Here is a 17,859-nt window from a genome sequence, read left to right as displayed (position 1 = left end):
GCGTTGTCACGTAATCTAAATGGATTTCGGGGAGGTGGGGCCGAAGCAGCTATGGGGTTTGGCGTATTCATTCATCGGTCGGACTCGATCTACGACGATAGTCCTGCGGAACAGTATCAATTCCCCAGCCAGTATTTGCGCCGTGTCGAGGCCTGTGTCGGTGACTGGATTGTCTACTACGAGCCAAGCAAAGTGGCCGAGACAAAAGGTTACTTTGCGATCGCCAAGGTTCGTCAGGTTATTCCCGATCCCGGCATTTCGGGGATGTACCTCGCGCTGATCGAGCCACGAACCTATCTCGACTTCGCAAATCCGGTCCCGTTCAACGGTGCAACGGGACCAGTCGAGCGGGGTGTTCTCAATGACCAGGGACGCATATCCGGACGGGCTCAATCTGCGGTTCGTCCACTCTCACCTGATGATTTTGCCAGAATAGTCGAACTGGGCTTCGAGGAAGATGTGCCTCTGTTGCCGCGTTCCGACACTGACGTGCCATCGCTCGATATTGGCGAAGGAGCACAAGCGCCCTTCACATATGACCAGCAACGCGACCGCGTGAGCGTTACGATGTCGAGGATTATGCGCGACCGGGTCTTTCGTCGTGTGGTTCTGCGCGCCTACGACGAGCGGTGTGCGATCACAGGACTAAAACTGATCAATGGGAGAGGGCGCGCGGAAGTCGCTGCTGCGCACATTCGGCCAGTGGAGGCGAGCGGACCCGATATTGTTAGCAACGGGATCGCTCTTTCTGGCACAGCGCATTGGATGTTTGATCGCGGCTTGATCAGCTTGGCCGACAATTTGGAAATATTGATCTCGCGGCAGACAAATGATCCGCAAGGCATACGATCAATAATCAACAAGTCAGGCCACGCGCTCGCGCCGCAGCGCGTGTCTGACCGTCCGCATCCGCATTTCCTAAGATGGCACCGTGAGCATTGCTTTAAGCAATGAGCGCGTAGGGTGTAGCGAAACGTATTCCACCGTCTCATCGGTCGGTGCGCAGAATGGCGGGTAGCGTGTCGCTAACCCGCCATACGGCAATTTGCTGTTTCGTTAGCTGTCGCGCGCAGCGATCAATACGGACCCGGTTCGCAGGGGATATTGCCGCCAGTCCAGGGTGCGGTCGCGAATGAACCGACACGCGGTGCCGGGATGCAGGCGCGACCATCGACATAGACGGGCTCGGCCGGCGCGGCGGCATTGGCTTCGGCCACATGCCTGGAAACAGCGTGCGTTTCACGCGCCATCGCCGGTGTCGCGATCATGGCAACCGCGATGAAAGCAGCCGACAACAGTTTGACGTTCGTCATTGAGTTTCTCCGTTTTGCTTAAGGGGCCGAGGAGTCCGGCCTCGTCTGATAGATGTGCGCGGAGCGGGCGCATTTGAATGCAATCCTTGCTCACGCCGGCTCAATGCTGCGTGAGGGCTTCGACGCGATCGTAATCGTTGTGCCGGAACTGCATGTGGTGCAGTGGTGTTGTGCAACTGCACGAGGGCTCTGTCCCGCCTGTCGCAAACCTCAGCCGGTCGGTTGCTTGCCCGTGTTAACCGCCAGCTGAGCCTCGAAAGCCCGCTTGTAGGCAGGTCGTGCTTCGCCGCGGGCGACGTAAGCGGAAAGGTTCGGAAATTCATTCAGGATGCCCGACATTCTTAGCCTGAGCAGCACCGACACCATCATCAGGTCGCCGGCGCTGAACGCGCCGTCGAGCCAGTCGGCATCGCCGAGGCGGGCGGCGAGCTGCTTCAGCCGGTCGCGGACGCGATCCATGACCAGGGGCAGGCGCTCCTTGGTCCATGGCTTGTCGCTCTCCAGAACCCTGGCGGTTGCGAGTTCGAGGATCGGTGGTTCCACGGTGTTGACCGCGGCAAACATCCAGCTGATTGCGCGGGCGCGGGCATTGGCTTCGTTAGGCAGCAGGCCCGCATGACGCCCGGCGATATGGAGCACGATAGAGCCTGTCTCGAACAGCGCGAGATCACTTTCCTGATAGGTTGGAATCTGGCCGAAGGGATGCAGCGCCAGATGTGCCGGCTGCTTCATCGCCTGGAACGAAACCAGGCGAACCGCGTAGGGCTGGCCCACTTCTTCCAGCGCCCAGCGAACCCGCGTATCGCGCGCCAGCCCCTTGCCGCCGTCGGGGGACCGTTCGAAGGCGGTGATGGTGGGGGTCATCGCTTCACTCCATGTCCTTGCGTCCCGAGGACGAACGAGCGGCGCGCGCCCCGACAGCCGATCCTGGAAGCTGCGTCCTTATTCTCAGGTGTCATCGCCCGGCTCGACCGGGCGATCCAGTACGCCGCGGCCTCTCGGCTCGAGCATAGTCTCTGGAATACTGGATCACCCGCATGCGCGGGTGATGACACCGCGTGGTGTGACAACTTGAATCGAGAGCCATCCTCATCGTCGTCCTGGCAGAAGCTAGGACCCATTACCCCAAATGGCAATTTGTCATGCGACGCCGGGGCCATGATCTCGTTCATAACCAAATTCGGTGGTTATGGGTCACCTGAGTTCCTCCTGACTTTCGCCAGGACGACACTGTGCGTGTAGAGGCGGAACTTTGACAAATGCCATCCTGAATTATTTTCATCGGTGTGTTGCCCCGCTGTCGGCTGGCGCCTCGGCCAAGCGTCCTTCGCAAAAACCAGGAGACTGCAAATGACCGATCTCGTCACATGCCTTTGGTTCGATCAGGGCCAGGCGCGCGCAGCGGCGGAATTCTACGCCGCGACGTTTCCCGACAGCCATGTCGATGCGGGCCATGTCTCGCCGATACCGGGCATCGGGCAGGGCGATGAGCTGACGGTCGAGTTCACCGTGCTCGGCCGCTGCTTCGTCGGGCTGAATGGCGGCTCCAACTTCACGCCGAACGAGGCGGTGAGTTTCATGGTGCTGACCGACAGCCAGGACGAGACCGATCGTTATTGGAATGCGGTCACTGGCAATGGCGGCAAGGAATTGCCGTGCGGCTGGTGCCGGGATCGCTGGGGCTTTACCTGGCAGATCACGCCGCGGCGGTTGCTGGAGCTCGTCAACGGCGCCGATCGCGCCGCCGGCAAGCGCGCCATGGAGGCGATGATGACGATGAAGAACATCGACATCGCGGCGATCGAGCGGGCGGCTGCCGGGTAATCCGCGCGCTGGAATGATCTGGCCCGAGCGCGACAGTCAGGTGTCCGATCAAGCGAATTGTGCGGCCGCACAGCCATTCGTGCATCGGCATGCGCATGCGACGACGGTCACCCCGGCGCAAACACGGGATGTGCCCTTTGCCGTCGCATGATACGCATTTCGCTCCGCAGCTCTGGAGCCAGCATTGATGTCCGTCGCAGCCGCCGCCAATCAGCAACAAACGCCCACCGCCGCGAAGTCCGATCCCGAGATGCTTGGCTGGATGCAGGGCTTTCCGCCGCCGCAGGACAAGACCATCACATTCCAGAACGGCTCGTTCCGCAGCTTTCCCGAATTGCGCTGGGCCTGGAGCAACATTCGCCAGCTGGTGCCGACGGTGAATGTCTGGCGCGGCGCCGGGCCGGCGTCGGTGCTGCCGCGCGAAGATCATGACATCGGCGCCTCCGCGTCGGTGACGATGGACGGCCGCCCGCAGACTTTTGCGCGCATGCTCGAGGAGAGCTATGCCGACGGCATCGCCGTGCTGCACCGGGGCAAATTGATCTACGAGCGCTATTTCGGCGCGTTGAAGCCGCACAAGCCGCATATCGCGATGTCGGTGACGAAGTCGTTCACCGGCGTGCTGGCCGGCATGCTGGTCGCCGAGGGCAAGATCGATCCGCAGGCACCGGTGACCGACTATGTGCCGGAGCTGAAGGTAAGCGCGTTCGGCGATGCGCGTGTGCACCAGGTGATGGATATGACCACGGGCCTCAAATACACCGAGGTCTATACCGACAGGAATTCCGATGTGTGGGGATTGCGGCGCGCCAACGGCATGGCGCCGATTCCGCCGGGCTATGAAGGCGCGACCAACATCTTCGATTTCCTCTGCGCGCAGCAGAAGCAGGGTGAGCACGGCAAGGCCTTCGCCTACAAGACCGTCAACACCGACGTGCTGGCCTTCATCTGCCGGCGCGCCAGCGGCATGACGTTGTCCGATCTGCTCTCCGAGCGGATCTGGGCCCCGATGGGCGCGGAGGAGGACGCGCATTATCACGTCGATCGCATCGGCACCGAAAGCGGTGGCGGCGGATTGTCGACCACGCTGCGCGATCTCGCCCGCTTCGGCGAGACGATCCGCAATCACGGCCGTTTCAACGGCCGCCAGATCGTGCCGTCAACGGTAGTCGAGGACATCGCGCGCGGCGGCGATCCCGAAAAGTTCAAGCCGGCCGGCTACACCACCTTGCCCGGCGCCTCCTACCGCAATCAGTGGTGGGTGACGCACAATGCGCACGGCGCCTACATGGCGCGCGGCGTGCACGGCCAGGGCATCTACATCGATCCGAAGGCCGAGATGGTGATCGCGCGTTACGCCTCGCACCACGCCGCCGGCAATGCTGCGACCCCGTGACGCTGCCGGCCTATATGGCGCTGGCGAAGGATTTGACGGCGGGAGGGTGAGGTCGAGTTACGTGCGCGACAGCTTCTCGAACCGCTTGATCAGGCGCTCCCGCTTCAGGCGGGACAAGCGCCTGATCCAGAACACGCCGTCGAGCTGATCGATCTCGTGCTGATGGCACACCGCGCGCAGCCCGTCCGACTCCTCGGTCTGCATGTTGCCGTCGAGATCCTGATAGCGGATGCGGACCCGCGCATGGCGCTCGACCTCGTCGGTGACGCCGGGCATCGAGACGCTGCCTTCCTTGTGCAGGATCATTTCCGGCGACGCCCAGATGATCTCCGGATTGACATAAATCCGCGGCCCTTCGCTGGCATCGAGCTCGAGCACCACGACCCGAAGCGACACGCCGATATGCGACGCCGTGATGCCGATGCCCGGCGCCGCATGCATGGTCTCAAGCAGGTCGTGCGCCAGCTCGCGCAGCGTGTCGTCGAACAGGCTGACAGGCTCGGCCGGCTGCGCAAGCCGTGGATCGGGATAGCGGACGATGGGGCGGATGGTCATGTCAGCGTCATAGGCCAGCGCACGGCGCTGGACAACATGCGCATGCAGCAGCCGCGCGAGATGCGCCGTTCAGAGATGCTTCTCGAAGAACAGATCGGGGTAGGGGTCGTCGTTGAAGCGCGGGATCTCGGTCCAGCCGGTCCTGCGGTAGAGCTGACCGGCTTCAGCGAGTGCGCTGTTGGTATCGAGCCGCAGCACCGCGATGCCTAGCTCGCGCGCGGCGTGCTCGGCCGCGTCCATCAGGCGGCGACCGAGGCCGAGCCCGCGCGCGGCTGGCGCGACCCAGAGCCGCTTGATCTCCGCGTAGTCGCCGCTGCTGCCCTTCAGCCCGACGCAGCCGATCGGCAAGCCGTCAGACATCGCCACGATGAAGCTGCCGCGCGGGGGCACCATGTCCTTGGCATTGGGATCGCGCGACAGCTTGACGTCAAAACCCTGTTTGAAGCGTCGCGCCAGCTCGGCATAATATTCGCCGAGGCAGTAGCGCGCCGGCTCGCTGCGCGGGTCCATCTCGTGCAGGGCGGTGCCGTCGCGTCCGAGCGCAGACGCGATCAAATCCATTGCCGCCAGCAGCGCCTCGCGTTGGGTGTGATGGCTAAGGAAGTCCTTGGCCTGCCGGTTGGAGATCGCCTCATAGGCGTTGAACTCGCGCTTGCCCGCAGGCGTCAGCTTCGCGATGCGCCGGCGCGCATCGTCGCCGTGCGCGGTCGTTTCGATCAGCCCCTCGTCCTCGAGGCTGCGCAACAGCCGGCTCATCAGGCCGGAATCGAGCCCGAGATAATCCCTGATCTCGCCGACGTCAGCGCGGCCGTGCCCGATCGCGTTCAGCACGCGCGCCGCGCCGAGCGGCCGGCCGCGGCCGAGGAACGAGGTGTCGAGCGCGCCGACGGCGGAGGTCACGGCACGGTTGAAGCGGCGGACGCGGGAAACTGGGTCGAGCATATATCTGACTTTAGTCAGATAATGTCTCCGGGTCAATTGTCGGCTGGCTTCGGCTTCGGCTGCGGCGACGTGCGACGGCTATTGCAGATATCCGACGATCAGGCGCGTGGTCTCGTCGACCAGTGTTCTGACTTCCCGGTCGGACAGTGTCTCGGGGCGATGCAGAACGGCGGTATGCGCCAGTGCCTCGATCGACGTCACGCACATGAAGGCCGCGAGGGCGGGATCGATCGCGCGAATCTCGTCGCGGTGGCTGTCGAGGTAGGTCCTGAACATGGCATGGGCTTCACGGTTGAAAGCCTCCACGTGTTCCAGGCGTCCGGTGCGCGGGATCTGCTCGGCAAGGACGCGATGCAGCCTCGGGTCGATGCGATGGGCCTCGATCGCCACGGCGACCATCCGGCGCACCGCCGGTTCGACCGGTTGCGTCGCGACCTCGGCAAACGCCACGCGGACCACCTGCATGATCTCTTGATTATGACGATCGATGACCGCGGCAACCAGCGCCTCCTTGCACGGGTAGTATTGGTACAGTGAGCCGACGCTGACGCCCGCGACCTCGGCGATCCGGTTGGTGCTCGCCTTGTCGAAACCCTCACGGACGAGAATGCGAGCGGTCGCCTCGACCAGCGCGTCAACCATGGCGCGCGACCGCTGCTGTGAGGCGTTTTTCCGCGGTTTCGTGCGGGGATTGGTGGCCGGCTTTCGCGCCATGTCCTGCGTTCTCGAATGCGAGTAGCGAATACGAGCGATCGCTCGCATTATAGTCCCGCCCGGCACCGCCTGAACAGGGGCGCCGGCGATTGTCGAACGTGTAACTGATGCGGGACGTCGTCATGAGCCAGGGACCGATATCGTCAACCGCCGAGGGAGTTCGAGGTGGGTCACGTCAGCCCGGATGGACGTCCGCTGATGACAGGCCGAGCTGGCAGAGCCAATGCATCAATCGCCTGCTGCGGCTGCTTCCGATCAAGAAGCGACTGGCATCCGCCGCCGCCGTGCAGGAAGAGGTGCGCAGATTGGCGCTGCGGCCGGCGTCGCATGAGCCCAACGGGCTCGGCCGTGGCGTCGACGTGGTGTTGGGACAGGAAGCCGGCTGGCCGGTCTACCGTACGGCGCCGTCGGCAGGTCCCGATGCCGGCAACTTCGTGATGTTCCTGCACGGCGGCGGCTATATCCACGAGATCGTTCGTGCCCATTGGCGTTTCATTGGCGAACTGACCCGCGGCGCGCGCATCCGCTGCGTCGTTCCGATCTATCCGTTGGCGCCGCGCGCCACTGCGAAGGACGTCGTGCCCGCGACGGGCGAACTGCTGCGTCGGCTTCTGGAGGAGGCCGGACCTGCGAAGGTCACGCTGATCGGCAATTCGGCGGGAGCCGGACTGGCGCTGGCGGCCACGCAATGGCTGCGCGACCGCGGCGATCGGCAGCCCGATGGACTTGTGCTGATCTCGCCCGGGGTGAATGCGGCAGTCGATCGCCCGGAGCAGGCGATGGCCGCCGCGCGCGACCCGATCCAGGACATTCCGGGGATTCGCGAGGCCGGACGACTCTATGCCGGCGATCTCGATATTGCTCATCCCTATGTCAGCCCGTTGAACGGAGATTTCCGCGCCCTTGCGCCGATGATCGTCTTCTCGGGGACCTGCGATCTTCTCTATCCCGACAGCATCGATCTCGCCGCAAGGGCACGCGCCGCGGGGGTTCCGGTCGAGCTTCACTTGCGCGAGGGGCAACCGCACAACTACGCGGCCATGCCGACACCGGAAGGCCGGCAGGCCCGCGCGATCATCCTGCGCGCCGCGAGGAGTGGGGTGACGTGATGTCGATCGGCTTTGTCGCGCCGCGTCGTCAGCCAGGCAAACTTGTTCTAGGCCCGCGCCAGCACCAGTACGTTGCCGGCAAGGATCGCGGCGGCGCCGGCGAGCACCGGCCAGCCCAGTGCGAGATGCTCGAACAGCGCCGACAGCACGAGGGCGACGAGCGGCACCAGCGCGAGCGTATAGGCGGCGCGGCCGGGACCGAGCCGGCGCACCAGCTCGAAATAGAGCATGAAGGTGATGCAGGAGGCCGCGACGGCGAGGTAGAGGAAGCTTGTCACATAGGAGAGCGAGACGTCGGCGGCAAACGGCGTGCCGGTCGCGACGGCCCAGAGCGCGCTCGCCGCTGCGCCGACGAATGCGCCCCAGGCGAGCACGGCGACGACAGGCAGTCCGGCGCGCTGGTTGCGTGCGCCGACTGTCGTCCCCGCGCCGGTCGCGATCGCCGCCGTGAGCGCCCAGGCAAGGCCCGCGAGCGGCGCGGCGCCATGCGCGGTGGCGCCGGGCAGGAAGATGATTGCGAGGCCAACGATGCCGCACAGCGCACCCCATACAAAGCTCGGGGATATCGGGACGCCAAGCGCGGCCCACGCGATCACCGCCGCGAACAGCGACGATGTCGACAGCACCAGCGCCGCAAGTCCGCTCGGCATCCGCGCGGTCGCTTCATAGAAGCCGATGAAGGCAATGGCGAAGAACAGCAGGCCCTGCAACGCGACGGCCGGCCGATGCTTGCGCGGGATCGCAAGCGGCACGCCGCGCAGCCGGCCGTAGCCGAGCAGGATGAGGCCCGCGAGCACCATGCGCAGCGCGACCGACCACGGTGCGGGCGCGACGCCGGCCTGCATCGCGGTGGCCAGTGCGCCGCCACCCCAGAGCAGTGCGGTCAGCGCGAACAGCACGGCCGTCATGGCGTTACGGCATCGTCGAGCAGCGCGCGCCAGCCGACGGCGTCGATCCGCGCGCTTTCCCCCTCGAGCCGGGTGAGGGCGGAATCAAGTGTTGTTCGCTCGCTCTCCGAGAGGCGCGCAAGCAGCCGTGCTTCGATCCTGCTGCCCAATGCGGCGATCCGGTTGAAGGCGGTCCGGCCGCTGCGGGTGATGCTGACCGCGGCGAAGCGACGGTCGGTCTTGCCCGGCCGCCGCATTGCGAAGCCGAGTTCGACGAGCTGGCCGATGCCGCGGCTGACCGCGAACGGGTCGAGCGCGCAGGCGCGGCCGATCTCGGAGGCATTGGCCGCATCGCGCTCGGCGATCACGGCGAGGATACGCCAGCCCGCCTGGCTCAATCCGAATGTCTCGCTGTAAAAGCTCTCGAGCGGGCGGGCAACCTGCGCGGCGACGAGGAACAGGCGATAGGGCAGCCAGGCGCTGAGCTTCAAGCCGTCATTGGCGGCGGGAGCAGCTTGTTTCATGGCCGGAGGCTCGCACATATGCTTGCAAAGTGCAAGTATATTGCAAAGAGATCGGAGCATCGGAGCATCGGAGCATCGGAGCGCCTGCGCGAAAAATCCCGACACACTTGTCACTCCCATCATCCGTCGCCGCTGCGCCAGATTGCGGCATGGCCAATGACGAACGGCCTCGGCGCGGGAACTGCGCCGTGGTCGCGGAGTTCGTCCAATTCGAAAGACGGAGATCATCATGAGCAAATCGGCTGAAAACGATCGCGGCGGACTGGTGGGGATGCAGACGCCACCCGTGGTGTCGCGCGAGGCGTGGGAGGCGGCGCGCCTCGAGATGCTGGTGAAGGAAAAGGCGCAGGTGCGGGCGCGCGACGCGCTCGCCGCCGAGCGGCGGCGGATGCCCTGGATGGCGGTCGAGAAGGCGTATGTCTTCGATGGACCGAACGGCAAGGCGAGCCTGCTCGATCTGTTCGAGGGCCGCCGGCAGCTGATCATCTACCGCGCGTTCTTCGAGCCCGGCGTGTTCGGCTGGCCGGATCACGGTTGCCGCGGCTGCTCGCTCGGCGCCGATCAGGTCGGTCATCTCTCGCATCTGAACCAGCGCGACACCACGCTGGCTTACGCCTCGCGCGCGCCGCAGGCCGATATCGCGCGGCTGAAGGCGCGGATGGAGTGGGAGATGCCGTGGTACACGATCACCGACAGCTTTGATGCCGACTTCGGCGTCGCCGAATGGCACGGCCACAACGTGTTCATCCGCGACGGCGAGCGGATCTTCCGCACCTATCTCGTCAACAGCCGCGGCGATGAATCGATGGGCACGGTGTGGAGCTATCTCGACATCACGCCGTTCGGTCGTCAGGAGCTCTGGGAGGACTCGCCGAAAGGCTATCCCCAGGGCCCGACCTACAAATGGTGGAACTGGCACGACAACTACGAGGCCGAAGCCGCGCCGAACGCGAAGTGGGCAGCCGTGACCGACGCCGGCGAGGCCGCGTTCCGCAAGATCGCGGAGCAGGAGCGCAAAGCGACTTGACGGGGTGGAGCAGGGAGGACGCCCGGCGTCCTCCCTGGAGCTCTAGCGGCTGTCGTGCTTCGTGGCCGCGAGTGCCTTCAGCGCCGACAGCGTCTGCCGCAGCCCGCGATCGAGGCGCTTGTCGCGGCGGATCACGACGGCGAGCCGGCGGTGGAGCTTTGGCGACAACGACCGGACGATCAAGTCGCGCTGCTTGGTCTTGGCCGGCACCGCCATGCCGGGCAGGATCGCGCAACCGAGGCCGGCGCGCACCATCTCCTTGATCGCCTCGACGCTGCCGAGCGACATCAACGGTTTCAGCGAGACGCCGCCGCGCGCCAGCCATTCATCCGCGGTGCGTCGCGTATTGCCGCCGGGTTCGAACAGCAGAACAGGCCGGGTCGCCAGCACCTCCGGCGTGATCCGCGCGGGCAGCTTCATGTCGTGCGGCGCGATCAGCACGAACTCGTCATTCATGACGGGGGTGATCTCAAAGCTGCGCCCCGACACCGGCAACGTCACCAGCCCAATGTCGATCGTGTTGTCCTCGACCGCCCGCGCAATCTCCGCGGTGTTGCCAGTCGTGACCGTGATCTCGAGCGAGGGCAGTGCGGCCCGCAGCTCCTTCAGGATCGGCGGCAGCAGGAAGATGCAGGCGGTCGCACCAGTGCCGAGCCGCACGCGGCCTGCTGTTCCCGTGGTCTGCTGCGCAACGGCGTCAATCGCCGATGTCACCGCCGCGTTGATCTGATGCGCGTGCGCGAGCAAGGCGACGCCGGCGGCCGTCGGCCTGGCGCGTCGTCCGACGCGCTCGATCAAGGTCGCATTCAGGCTGCGCTCGAGCTGGCGCACCTGGAGGCTCACCGCGGGCTGGGTCAGCTGCAGTCGCTCGGCCGCGGCGGAGAAGCTGCCGGAATCGATCACGACGGCGAAGCTTTCGAGATAGTCGAGGTTGAGGTTCTTCATCAAAGTATCTCTTATGCTGCGCATAAGGTGTCAAAGCTTCCCTTATATAAGACCAGGGCGCATAGTCCGGCAAGCGACGGCTTCGGCCAGATCGGGAGCAGGCATTGTCCGGCCTCAAATCCATTGTCGGCGTCATCGTCGAGCTCGGGCGTTACCTCACGGTCTCGCCACATTCGCGGATTCGCCGCTGGCAGGCGCTGCGCGAACTCGACGACCGCCTGCTTGCGGATGTCGGGTTGTCGCGCAGCGATGTCGAGATCAATACATGGTGCCCGCAGCCAGCACCGACGCGCCGTCCAAGCACGGGCATGATGCCGCAAGGCGAGAGTGGAACGATGAGGTACAGCGAAGACACCGTGATCCGTGATGCCACAGAGGTCGACATGGCTGAGGTGCAGCACATCTATGCGCACCACGTGCTCAACGGGCTGGCGACCTTCGAGGAAGTACCACCGACGCTCGACGAGATGCTCGAGCGCCGCGCCGCCGTGCTGGCCGCGGGGCTGCCGTATCTCGTGGCCGATGTCGATGGGCGCGTGGCCGGCTACTCCTACGCGACCACGTACCGGCCGCGGCCTGCCTATCGCAACACCATTGAAGACTCGGTCTACGTGTCGGAAGCCTTGCGCGGCCGCCGCGTCGGCGCGGCGCTGCTGCAGGCGCTGATCGAACGATCGGAGGTGGGGCCCTGGCGGCAAATGATCGCGGTGATCGGCAACAGCGGCAACGCCGGATCGATCGCGCTGCATCGTCGCATGGGCTTCGAGATGGTCGGGACGCTGAGATCGGTCGGCTTCAAGCTCGGGCAATGGGTCGACACCGTGCTGATGCAGCGGCCGCTTGGGACTGGCGCCTCGACGCTTCCCGCGGAGAGGGAACTGCCACGGTGATCGCCCGCCGCGTCGTGGCCGCCCTCGGGCTGGCTCAACTGATCTCGTGGGGCGCGACCTACTATCTGATCGGCGGCTTCGGCGAGCAGATCGCCGCGGATCTCGGCTGGGGGCGTGACATCGTCTACGGTGGATTCGCAGCGGCGCTGCTGGTGATGGGCGTGGCGTCACCGCTTGCGGGAAGATGGGTGGATAGAAGCGGCGGCCGGGAGGTCATGGTCGCAGGTGCCGTGATCAACGCGCTCGGCTGCGCCGGTCTCGCCGTCTCGCATCAGATCAGCACCTATTTCACGTCCTGGATCGTTCTCGGCCTCGGCATGCGGCTGACGCTGTACGATGCGGCGTTTGCGGCGCTGGCCCGGATCGGCGGACCGGAGGCGCGCCGCGCGATGTCCGGGATCACCTTGCTCGGGGGCCTGGCGGCCACCGTGTTCTGGCCACTCGGCCATATGCTTTCGGAACAGTTCGGCTGGCGCATCGCCGTGCTGGGCTATGCCGGCTTTGCACTGCTGACGATCCCGCTGCATCTGCTGATCCCGAACAAGCGGTTTGCCGTCGTGTCGGGTTCGGCAGCGCCGGCACATAAGCCACCACGCGCCGCCAGCGGCCGGCAGCTTGCGGCGGCCGGTGGTCTCTATGCCGTGATCATGACCGGCGCGAACTTCCTCAATGCCGGCATGTCCGCGCATATGATCGCGGTGCTCGCCGGGCTCGGGCTCACCGTCACGGTGGCGGTATGGATCGCGACGCTCCGGGGCATCGGGCAATCCGCCGCGCGTCTCTGCGAAGTCCTGTTCGGTGCACGGCTCGATCCGCTCGCGCTCAATTTGATGGCGTGCCTGATCATGCCGCTGTCGTTCATCGCCGGGCTGTTCAGCGGAACGTCGAAGGAGATGGGGATCGCCTTCGCGCTGCTCTACGGTGCTTGCAATGGCATCCTGACCATCACCAGGGGAACGCTGCCGCTGATCCTGTTCGATCATCGCAGCTATGGCACGCTGGTCGGCCGGCTCATCGTTCCGAGCTTCATCCTGCCCGCGGCTGCGCCGCTGGTCTATGCAATCGTGATCGACCGGTACGGCGATGCCAGCGCGCTCTATCTCTCCACCGGCCTTGCCGTGACGACGTTGCTCGCGGCCGCGATGCTGAAGGTGATGTTCCCCAGAACTTCCTGAGCTCGAGGACTCGCTGAGGTGAGCGGCGCAAGTTATCCTGTTTCAAAACCAGATAAGGGAGGAAGAAGAACATGGTGCCGCCGACCAAGACCCGCATCGTTGCGTTGGCCCTTGCCGCGTTGCTGTCCTGTGCCGGAGCGGGGCAGGCGTTTGCCGAGCAGCCGGGCGACCGGACGGTTGCGTTGCTTAAGAAGCTGATCTCTTTCGATACCTCGAACGGTCCGGGCGATACGCGGGCGCTTGCCGAGTATCTGAAGTCGCAATTCGCGCCGCTCGGCGCCGAGGTGGACATCTTCGTCGCCCCGAACGGCAAGGCCGCGCATTTCATCGCGCGGCTGCGCGGTGACGGTTCGCGGAAACCGGTGCTGCTGGCGGCGCATGCCGATGTCGTTCCGGTCGAGCGCGAGAAATGGACCGTGGAGCCGTTCGCCGGCGTCGAGAAGGATGGCTTCGTCTACGGGCGCGGCGCGATGGACTTCAAGGGTGGGCTCGCCGTCTTCGCCAGCGCGGTAATGCGGCTCGCGGAGGAGAAGACGCCGCTGTCGCGCGACGTGATCTTCCTCGCCGAGGCCGACGAGGAGCAGGGCCAGTACAGCACGGTGTGGTTGGCGAAGGATCATTGGGACAAGATCGAAGCGGAGTTCGCGCTGAACGAAGGCGGTTATGTGCTGCAGGAGCGCGACGGCTCGGTGCACCAGATCAATGTCACGACGGCGGAGAAGCTCTCGGCGACGTTTGCGTTGAAGGCGACCGGTCCCTCCGGTCATTCCTCACGGCCGTTCCCGGCGGGGGCGATGGCCAACGACCGCCTGATCGCGGCGCTGGCCAAGCTCGCGGTACATGATCCGTCCGTCAAGCTGGTGCCGGCGACCGAAGCCTATTTCAAGGCGCTGCTTCCGATCAGTTCGGAACAGACGGCAACCGATATCAAGCAGCTACTGGCAGCGAAGGATCAGGGCGATCTCGACGCGGCCGGCAAGAAGCTGGTCGCCGACAATCCCAAGGACAGCCTGCTGCTGCACGCGCTGCTGCGCGATACCATGGTCGTCATCATGATCGACGCTGGCATCAAGCCCAACGTCATCCCCGGCGACGCCAAGGCGGTCGTGAATACGCGGCTGCTGCCGGGCACCACCACGGATCAGATGATCGAGGAGATCAAGCGTGTGATCGGCGATCCCGGCATCGACGTCAGCATCGTAACGTCGCTGTCGCAACAGGACGCGCGGGACGCTTACTTGATGCGTTCCAAGATCCCGGCGTCACCCATCAATACCGAGCTCTATGCGGCGCTGGATCGCAACGCGAAGCGGGTCTGGAAGGACGCCGTCCTGGTGCCGACGATGTTCGAAGCAGGGACCGACGCCATCGCCTGGCGCGAGCGCAACGTGCCCGTCTACGGCATCTATCCCTATCCGCTCGACGACGACATCCTGAGCCGGATGCATGGCAACGACGAAAGGATCGGCGTCGAGGCCATCAAGCAGGGGGCGGAGTGGGTCTACACAACGCTTCGTGAAGTCGCGAAGAAATAGAGGTCACTCCGAGAGGAATTTGCCCAGGAAGTCACGCTTGCCGAGCGGCACGCCGCGATGGCGCAGGATGGCGTAGGCGGTCGTGACGTGGAAGAACAGGCTCGGCAGCGCGAAGCCGTACAGATAGCGCGCTGCCGGCATTGGCGGGACGCTAAACGGCAGGGTGATGATGCGTTCCGCCGCCCGGTCGAATGCCTGAACCGGGATCGTGTCGATGTAGTCGAGCGTTCGCGAGATCCGTGCGTAGGCCGCGGCGAGGGTCTGTTCGTCGTCGGCAAAGGGCGGTGGCTCGAGACCGGCGAGCCGCCCGGCGGCGCCCTTGGCGTGATCGCTGGTCCGTTGCACCTGGCCGACCAGCGTCAGCATGTCGGGCGCCAGCCGCGCCGCGAGCACGGCGTCGGGATCGAGACCGCGTTCGCGGGCATGAGCCTCGCCCTTGCGCAGGAGATCGGCGAGTGCGTCGAGCATCTGCCGGAACACCGGAACCGACGCGTCGTATAACGGGGCATTCATGGAATTGTCCTCGTCTCAATTCAAGCCGCCGGCTCGCGCGGCAGCCACAGCGATAGCCAGCCGCCGAGCGCCAGCAGCGCGACATTGCAACCGAGCGCGATCGTGAAGGCGCGCGCATAGTCGTCGGCCTGCGGATGCGGCCCAAGCAGGCTGTAGAAGACGCCACCGATCACGGCGACGCCGAGTGCAGCGCCGATCTGGAACGTTGAGATCATCATCCCCGATGCCAGCCCGGCGTGGCGCGGGTCGATGCTGCCGATCACCGCCTTGATGACCGACGGCATCACGGTGCCGAAGCCGAGCCCGCCGCAGATCAGGCCGAATTCAACGCTTTGGGGCAGCGTGCCGCTGACCGACAGCATCACGACACCGAAGCCGATGACCTGGAGCGCGAAGCCCAGCGTCAGCGTGCGTACGCCGAGCCAGTGCATCACCAGCGACGACACCAGCGAACTCACGAAGAAGCCGGAGGCAAAGGGCAGGGTGGCGAGGCCGGCCGCCAGTGGTGAAAAATGCAGCCCGCTCTGCAGGTAGACCGCAAAGGTCAAATAGAACGACGACAGCATGTAGAAGGCGAGCGCCATCACCAGCCCGATGACGAAATCGCTGTTGCGCAGCAGATGTAGCGCGACCAGCGGGTCGCCGCCGTGGGCTTTCAGGCGCGCCTCGAAGCGGACGAAGGCGGCGAGCATCAGCGGAGAGGCCAGCAGCATCGCGACGATCCAGGCCGGCCAGCCGGATTCCCTTCCCTCGATCAGCGGATAGACCAGGAAGCCGAGCGTAAGCGACAGCAGGATGACGCCGCCGAGGTCGAGCCGTTGCGCATGCTCGGCACGCGAGTCGGTCAGGAACAGCAGTCCGCCGATGAAGGCGATGAGGCCGATCGGTACGTTGATGAGGAAGATCGCCTGCCAGGCCAGTCCGAACGGATGGGCCGAGACCAGGACGCCGCCCAGCACCTGGCCGCAGATGTTGGCAAGACCGAACGTCGCGCCATAGAAGCCGAGCGCGCGGCCCTGTTCGGCCGCCGGAAACAGCACGCGGATCGAGGCGAGCACCTGCGGCGCCATCACGGTCGCGGTGAGGCCTTGCAGGATCCGCCCGGCGACCAGCACGTCCGGCGACCACGCAACGCCGCACAGCACCGATGCGATCGTGAAGCCGGCGACGCCGGTCAGGAACATGCGCCGCCGCCCGAGCAGGTCGCCGAGCCGGCCGCCCGTGATCAGGAACACCGCGTAGGTCGCAGCATAGGCCGAGATCACGAACTGCACCTCGCTCGGCGTGGCGCCGAGATTGTCGCGAATGGCCGGCAGCGCGAGGTTGACGACGTTGAAGTCGAGGATCGGCAGGAAGGCGCCGGTGAGCAGCACGGGCAACGCCAGCCATCGCCGCGGATCGACCGTTGCCGGCCGCGCGTCGTGCAATTGCAACGTCTCGGTGGTCTCGCTTGTCACCCGCCAGCTCCTCTGCATTGTCGGCGCGGCACACGAGGTGCGTCCGACGGTCGAATTTTTCGGGAAGATGGGCTGTCCGTTTGTGATAAGGTATTCGCGAAAATTGCTAATTGAGTTTGCAAAAATGCACAGCCTGCTCGACTGGAATGATCTTCGCCTCGTCCTCGCCGTCGCGCGGGAAGGCAGCCTGTCCGGGGCGGCGCGCAGACTGGGCGTTACGCATTCGACGGTGTTCCGCCGCCTCGGCACGATCGAAGCAGCGATCGGAACGCGGCTGTTCGAGCGCTTCCGGGACGGCTACGCGCCGACACCGGCCGGCGAGACCGCGGCGGCGTCGGCAGCCCGGCTCGAGGACGAGGTGCTCGCGCTCGAGCGCAGGTTGGCGGGGCAGGACTTGAGGCCGTCAGGCCCGGTCCGGATCACGACGACGGATACGCTCGGCGCAGTGCTGATGCGGCATCTTCCCGCGATGCGCGCAGCGCATCCGGAGATCCAGCCGGAAATCATCATCTCCAACGCGATGGCGAACCTGACGCGCCGCGAGGCCGAGATCGCGATCCGACCGACGCCGGCGCCGTCTGAACTGCTGGTCGGGCGACGCGTTGCCGATATTGCCCATGCGGTCTACGGATCGCGCGCCTATCTCGCCCGGCGTGACGACAAGGATTTGTCCGCACATGACTGGATCGGACTCGACGATGCGCTGGCGGGGACCGTCATCGCCGGCTGGATGCGCGAGAACCTGCGCTCGGCGCGTGTCGCTTGCCGCGTCGATGCGCTTCCGGCGCTGCGCGATGCCGCGGCCGCGGGATTGGGGCTTGCGTTGCTTCCCTGCTATGTCGGCGATCTCGCGCCCGCGCTGCGCCGGCTGACACCCAAGGCGCTCGCCGAGCCGCGATCGGCGCTGTGGCTGTTGACACATGACGATCTCAAGCGCACCGCGCGCATCCGCGCCACGCTCGATTTTCTGGCCAAGGCGCTCGCATCGGAGCGCGCGCTGTTCGAGGGAAGGCGAGCCGGCCGTGCGCGGCGATAGCGGGCAGGGCGCGCAAA

At 65.4% G+C, this 17,859-nt stretch carries 18 protein-coding genes and 1 pseudogene; 9 read left to right on the top strand and 10 right to left on the bottom strand.

The genetic code is table 11. The features are described 5' to 3' along the window. The first annotated feature begins 51 nt into the window (after positions 1-51). The gene (locus Q0030_RS06340; protein ID WP_298364153.1) at positions 52-954 is read left to right on the top strand and encodes an HNH endonuclease; all 903 of its coding nucleotides are present in this window, start codon (positions 52-54) and stop codon (positions 952-954) included. Between the two features lie 122 nt (positions 955-1,076). Here the strand turns inward: Q0030_RS06340 and Q0030_RS06335 are convergent, their stop codons facing one another. Both Q0030_RS06335 and Q0030_RS06330 read right to left on the bottom strand, forming a co-directional pair. Then, positions 1,077-1,313 (bottom strand): hypothetical protein, encoded by a 237-nt coding sequence (locus tag Q0030_RS06335; protein WP_298364150.1) that lies wholly within the window; start codon positions 1,311-1,313, stop codon positions 1,077-1,079. A gap of 210 nt (positions 1,314-1,523) precedes the next feature. Then, positions 1,524-2,177: a glutathione S-transferase family protein gene (locus Q0030_RS06330; RefSeq protein ID WP_298364148.1), complete on the bottom strand. Its 654-nt coding sequence runs from the start codon at positions 2,175-2,177 to the stop codon at positions 1,524-1,526. 486 nt (positions 2,178-2,663) lie between these two features. On the opposite strand from Q0030_RS06330, the gene Q0030_RS06325 reads away from it, so the two are divergent. Both Q0030_RS06325 and Q0030_RS06320 read left to right on the top strand, forming a co-directional pair. Beyond that, entirely contained in the window at positions 2,664-3,137 is a 474-nt protein-coding gene (locus Q0030_RS06325) for a VOC family protein (protein WP_298364146.1), read from the top strand. 187 nt (positions 3,138-3,324) lie between these two features. Next, positions 3,325-4,583, top strand: a pseudogene (locus Q0030_RS06320) (serine hydrolase). Positions 4,584-4,590: 7 nt separating this feature from the next. On the opposite strand, the gene Q0030_RS06315 reads toward Q0030_RS06320, so the two are convergent. The 3 genes from Q0030_RS06315 to Q0030_RS06305 all read right to left on the bottom strand — a co-directional run bounded on the left by Q0030_RS06315 (position 4,591) and on the right by Q0030_RS06305 (position 6,744). Next, positions 4,591-5,088 carry a peptide deformylase gene (locus Q0030_RS06315; RefSeq protein WP_298364143.1) on the bottom strand — a complete coding sequence of 166 codons (498 nt, stop codon included), beginning with the start codon at positions 5,086-5,088 and terminating at the stop codon, positions 4,591-4,593. 69 nt (positions 5,089-5,157) lie between these two features. Further along, positions 5,158-6,030, bottom strand: coding sequence for a bifunctional helix-turn-helix transcriptional regulator/GNAT family N-acetyltransferase (locus Q0030_RS06310; protein ID WP_298364140.1), 873 nt, complete (start codon positions 6,028-6,030; stop codon positions 5,158-5,160). Between the two features lie 78 nt (positions 6,031-6,108). Next, positions 6,109-6,744 carry a TetR/AcrR family transcriptional regulator gene (locus Q0030_RS06305; protein WP_298364137.1) on the bottom strand — a complete coding sequence of 212 codons (636 nt, stop codon included), beginning with the start codon at positions 6,742-6,744 and terminating at the stop codon, positions 6,109-6,111. Between the two features lie 122 nt (positions 6,745-6,866). Here Q0030_RS06305 and Q0030_RS06300 point away from each other — a divergent pair, with 122 nt between their 5' ends. Further along, a complete protein-coding gene (locus Q0030_RS06300) occupies positions 6,867-7,853 on the top strand; it encodes an alpha/beta fold hydrolase (protein ID WP_298364134.1) in 987 nt (328 codons plus the stop codon). Between the two features lie 47 nt (positions 7,854-7,900). Here Q0030_RS06300 and Q0030_RS06295 read toward each other — a convergent pair whose 3' ends face one another. Together Q0030_RS06295 and Q0030_RS06290 are read right to left on the bottom strand one after the other, a co-directional pair. After that, complete coding sequence (locus Q0030_RS06295; protein ID WP_298364125.1) at positions 7,901-8,761, bottom strand: DMT family transporter; 861 nt, start codon at positions 8,759-8,761, stop codon at positions 7,901-7,903. After that, the gene (locus Q0030_RS06290; RefSeq protein ID WP_298364122.1) at positions 8,758-9,264 is read right to left on the bottom strand and encodes a MarR family transcriptional regulator; all 507 of its coding nucleotides are present in this window, start codon (positions 9,262-9,264) and stop codon (positions 8,758-8,760) included. The genes Q0030_RS06295 and Q0030_RS06290 overlap by 4 nt, the downstream gene beginning before the upstream one ends. A gap of 229 nt (positions 9,265-9,493) precedes the next feature. Here Q0030_RS06290 and Q0030_RS06285 point away from each other — a divergent pair, with 229 nt between their 5' ends. After that, positions 9,494-10,291, top strand: a complete 798-nt coding sequence (locus Q0030_RS06285; protein ID WP_298364119.1) for a DUF899 domain-containing protein — start codon at positions 9,494-9,496, stop codon at positions 10,289-10,291. Positions 10,292-10,333: 42 nt separating this feature from the next. Here Q0030_RS06285 and Q0030_RS06280 read toward each other — a convergent pair whose 3' ends face one another. Then, on the bottom strand, positions 10,334-11,236 hold the full coding sequence (locus Q0030_RS06280; protein WP_298364117.1) for a LysR family transcriptional regulator: 903 nt from the start codon (positions 11,234-11,236) through the stop codon (positions 10,334-10,336). 104 nt (positions 11,237-11,340) lie between these two features. Between Q0030_RS06280 and Q0030_RS06270 the strand changes: the two genes are divergently transcribed. The 3 genes from Q0030_RS06270 to Q0030_RS06260 all read left to right on the top strand — a co-directional run bounded on the left by Q0030_RS06270 (position 11,341) and on the right by Q0030_RS06260 (position 14,836). After that, a complete protein-coding gene (locus Q0030_RS06270) occupies positions 11,341-12,126 on the top strand; it encodes a GNAT family N-acetyltransferase (protein WP_363323432.1) in 786 nt (261 codons plus the stop codon). Next, entirely contained in the window at positions 12,123-13,301 is a 1,179-nt protein-coding gene (locus tag Q0030_RS06265; RefSeq protein WP_298364115.1) for an MFS transporter, read from the top strand. Before Q0030_RS06270 ends, Q0030_RS06265 begins: the two co-directional genes overlap by 4 nt. A 71-nt stretch (positions 13,302-13,372) precedes the next feature. Next, the gene (locus Q0030_RS06260; protein ID WP_298364114.1) at positions 13,373-14,836 is read left to right on the top strand and encodes a M20/M25/M40 family metallo-hydrolase; all 1,464 of its coding nucleotides are present in this window, start codon (positions 13,373-13,375) and stop codon (positions 14,834-14,836) included. A 3-nt stretch (positions 14,837-14,839) separates the two neighbouring features. Here Q0030_RS06260 and Q0030_RS06255 read toward each other — a convergent pair whose 3' ends face one another. Both Q0030_RS06255 and Q0030_RS06250 read right to left on the bottom strand, forming a co-directional pair. After that, positions 14,840-15,349, bottom strand: a complete 510-nt coding sequence (locus tag Q0030_RS06255) for a DUF1993 domain-containing protein (RefSeq protein ID WP_298364108.1) — start codon at positions 15,347-15,349, stop codon at positions 14,840-14,842. Positions 15,350-15,369: 20 nt separating this feature from the next. Further along, positions 15,370-16,806, bottom strand: coding sequence for an MFS transporter (locus Q0030_RS06250; protein ID WP_298364104.1), 1,437 nt, complete (start codon positions 16,804-16,806; stop codon positions 15,370-15,372). Positions 16,807-16,930: 124 nt separating this feature from the next. On the opposite strand from Q0030_RS06250, the gene Q0030_RS06245 reads away from it, so the two are divergent. After that, entirely contained in the window at positions 16,931-17,842 is a 912-nt protein-coding gene (locus tag Q0030_RS06245; RefSeq protein ID WP_298364101.1) for a LysR family transcriptional regulator, read from the top strand. Positions 17,843-17,859 lie beyond the last annotated feature (17 nt).

The organism is uncultured Bradyrhizobium sp. (genome assembly GCF_947648125.1).
Lineage (GTDB): Bacteria > Pseudomonadota > Alphaproteobacteria > Rhizobiales > Xanthobacteraceae > Bradyrhizobium.
Note: the sequence above shows the minus strand (reverse complement) of the source record. Positions and strands in the feature narration are given on the sequence as shown.

What these genes read in the sequence shown, in the direction of transcription:
- Q0030_RS06340 (WP_298364153.1), top strand. Translation starts at nt 52, where the DNA reads ATGGGGTTTGGCGTATTCATTCATCGGTCGGACTCGATCTACGACGAT.
- Q0030_RS06335 (WP_298364150.1), bottom strand. Translation starts at nt 1,313, where the DNA reads ATGACGAACGTCAAACTGTTGTCGGCTGCTTTCATCGCGGTTGCCATG.
- Q0030_RS06330 (WP_298364148.1), bottom strand. Translation starts at nt 2,177, where the DNA reads ATGACCCCCACCATCACCGCCTTCGAACGGTCCCCCGACGGCGGCAAG.
- Q0030_RS06325 (WP_298364146.1), top strand. Translation starts at nt 2,664, where the DNA reads ATGACCGATCTCGTCACATGCCTTTGGTTCGATCAGGGCCAGGCGCGC.
- Q0030_RS06315 (WP_298364143.1), bottom strand. Translation starts at nt 5,088, where the DNA reads ATGACCATCCGCCCCATCGTCCGCTATCCCGATCCACGGCTTGCGCAG.
- Q0030_RS06310 (WP_298364140.1), bottom strand. Translation starts at nt 6,030, where the DNA reads ATGCTCGACCCAGTTTCCCGCGTCCGCCGCTTCAACCGTGCCGTGACC.
- Q0030_RS06305 (WP_298364137.1), bottom strand. Translation starts at nt 6,744, where the DNA reads ATGGCGCGAAAGCCGGCCACCAATCCCCGCACGAAACCGCGGAAAAAC.
- Q0030_RS06300 (WP_298364134.1), top strand. Translation starts at nt 6,867, where the DNA reads ATGAGCCAGGGACCGATATCGTCAACCGCCGAGGGAGTTCGAGGTGGG.
- Q0030_RS06295 (WP_298364125.1), bottom strand. Translation starts at nt 8,761, where the DNA reads ATGACGGCCGTGCTGTTCGCGCTGACCGCACTGCTCTGGGGTGGCGGC.
- Q0030_RS06290 (WP_298364122.1), bottom strand. Translation starts at nt 9,264, where the DNA reads ATGAAACAAGCTGCTCCCGCCGCCAATGACGGCTTGAAGCTCAGCGCC.
- Q0030_RS06285 (WP_298364119.1), top strand. Translation starts at nt 9,494, where the DNA reads ATGAGCAAATCGGCTGAAAACGATCGCGGCGGACTGGTGGGGATGCAG.
- Q0030_RS06280 (WP_298364117.1), bottom strand. Translation starts at nt 11,236, where the DNA reads ATGAAGAACCTCAACCTCGACTATCTCGAAAGCTTCGCCGTCGTGATC.
- Q0030_RS06260 (WP_298364114.1), top strand. Translation starts at nt 13,373, where the DNA reads ATGGTGCCGCCGACCAAGACCCGCATCGTTGCGTTGGCCCTTGCCGCG.
- Q0030_RS06255 (WP_298364108.1), bottom strand. Translation starts at nt 15,349, where the DNA reads ATGAATGCCCCGTTATACGACGCGTCGGTTCCGGTGTTCCGGCAGATG.
- Q0030_RS06245 (WP_298364101.1), top strand. Translation starts at nt 16,931, where the DNA reads ATGCACAGCCTGCTCGACTGGAATGATCTTCGCCTCGTCCTCGCCGTC.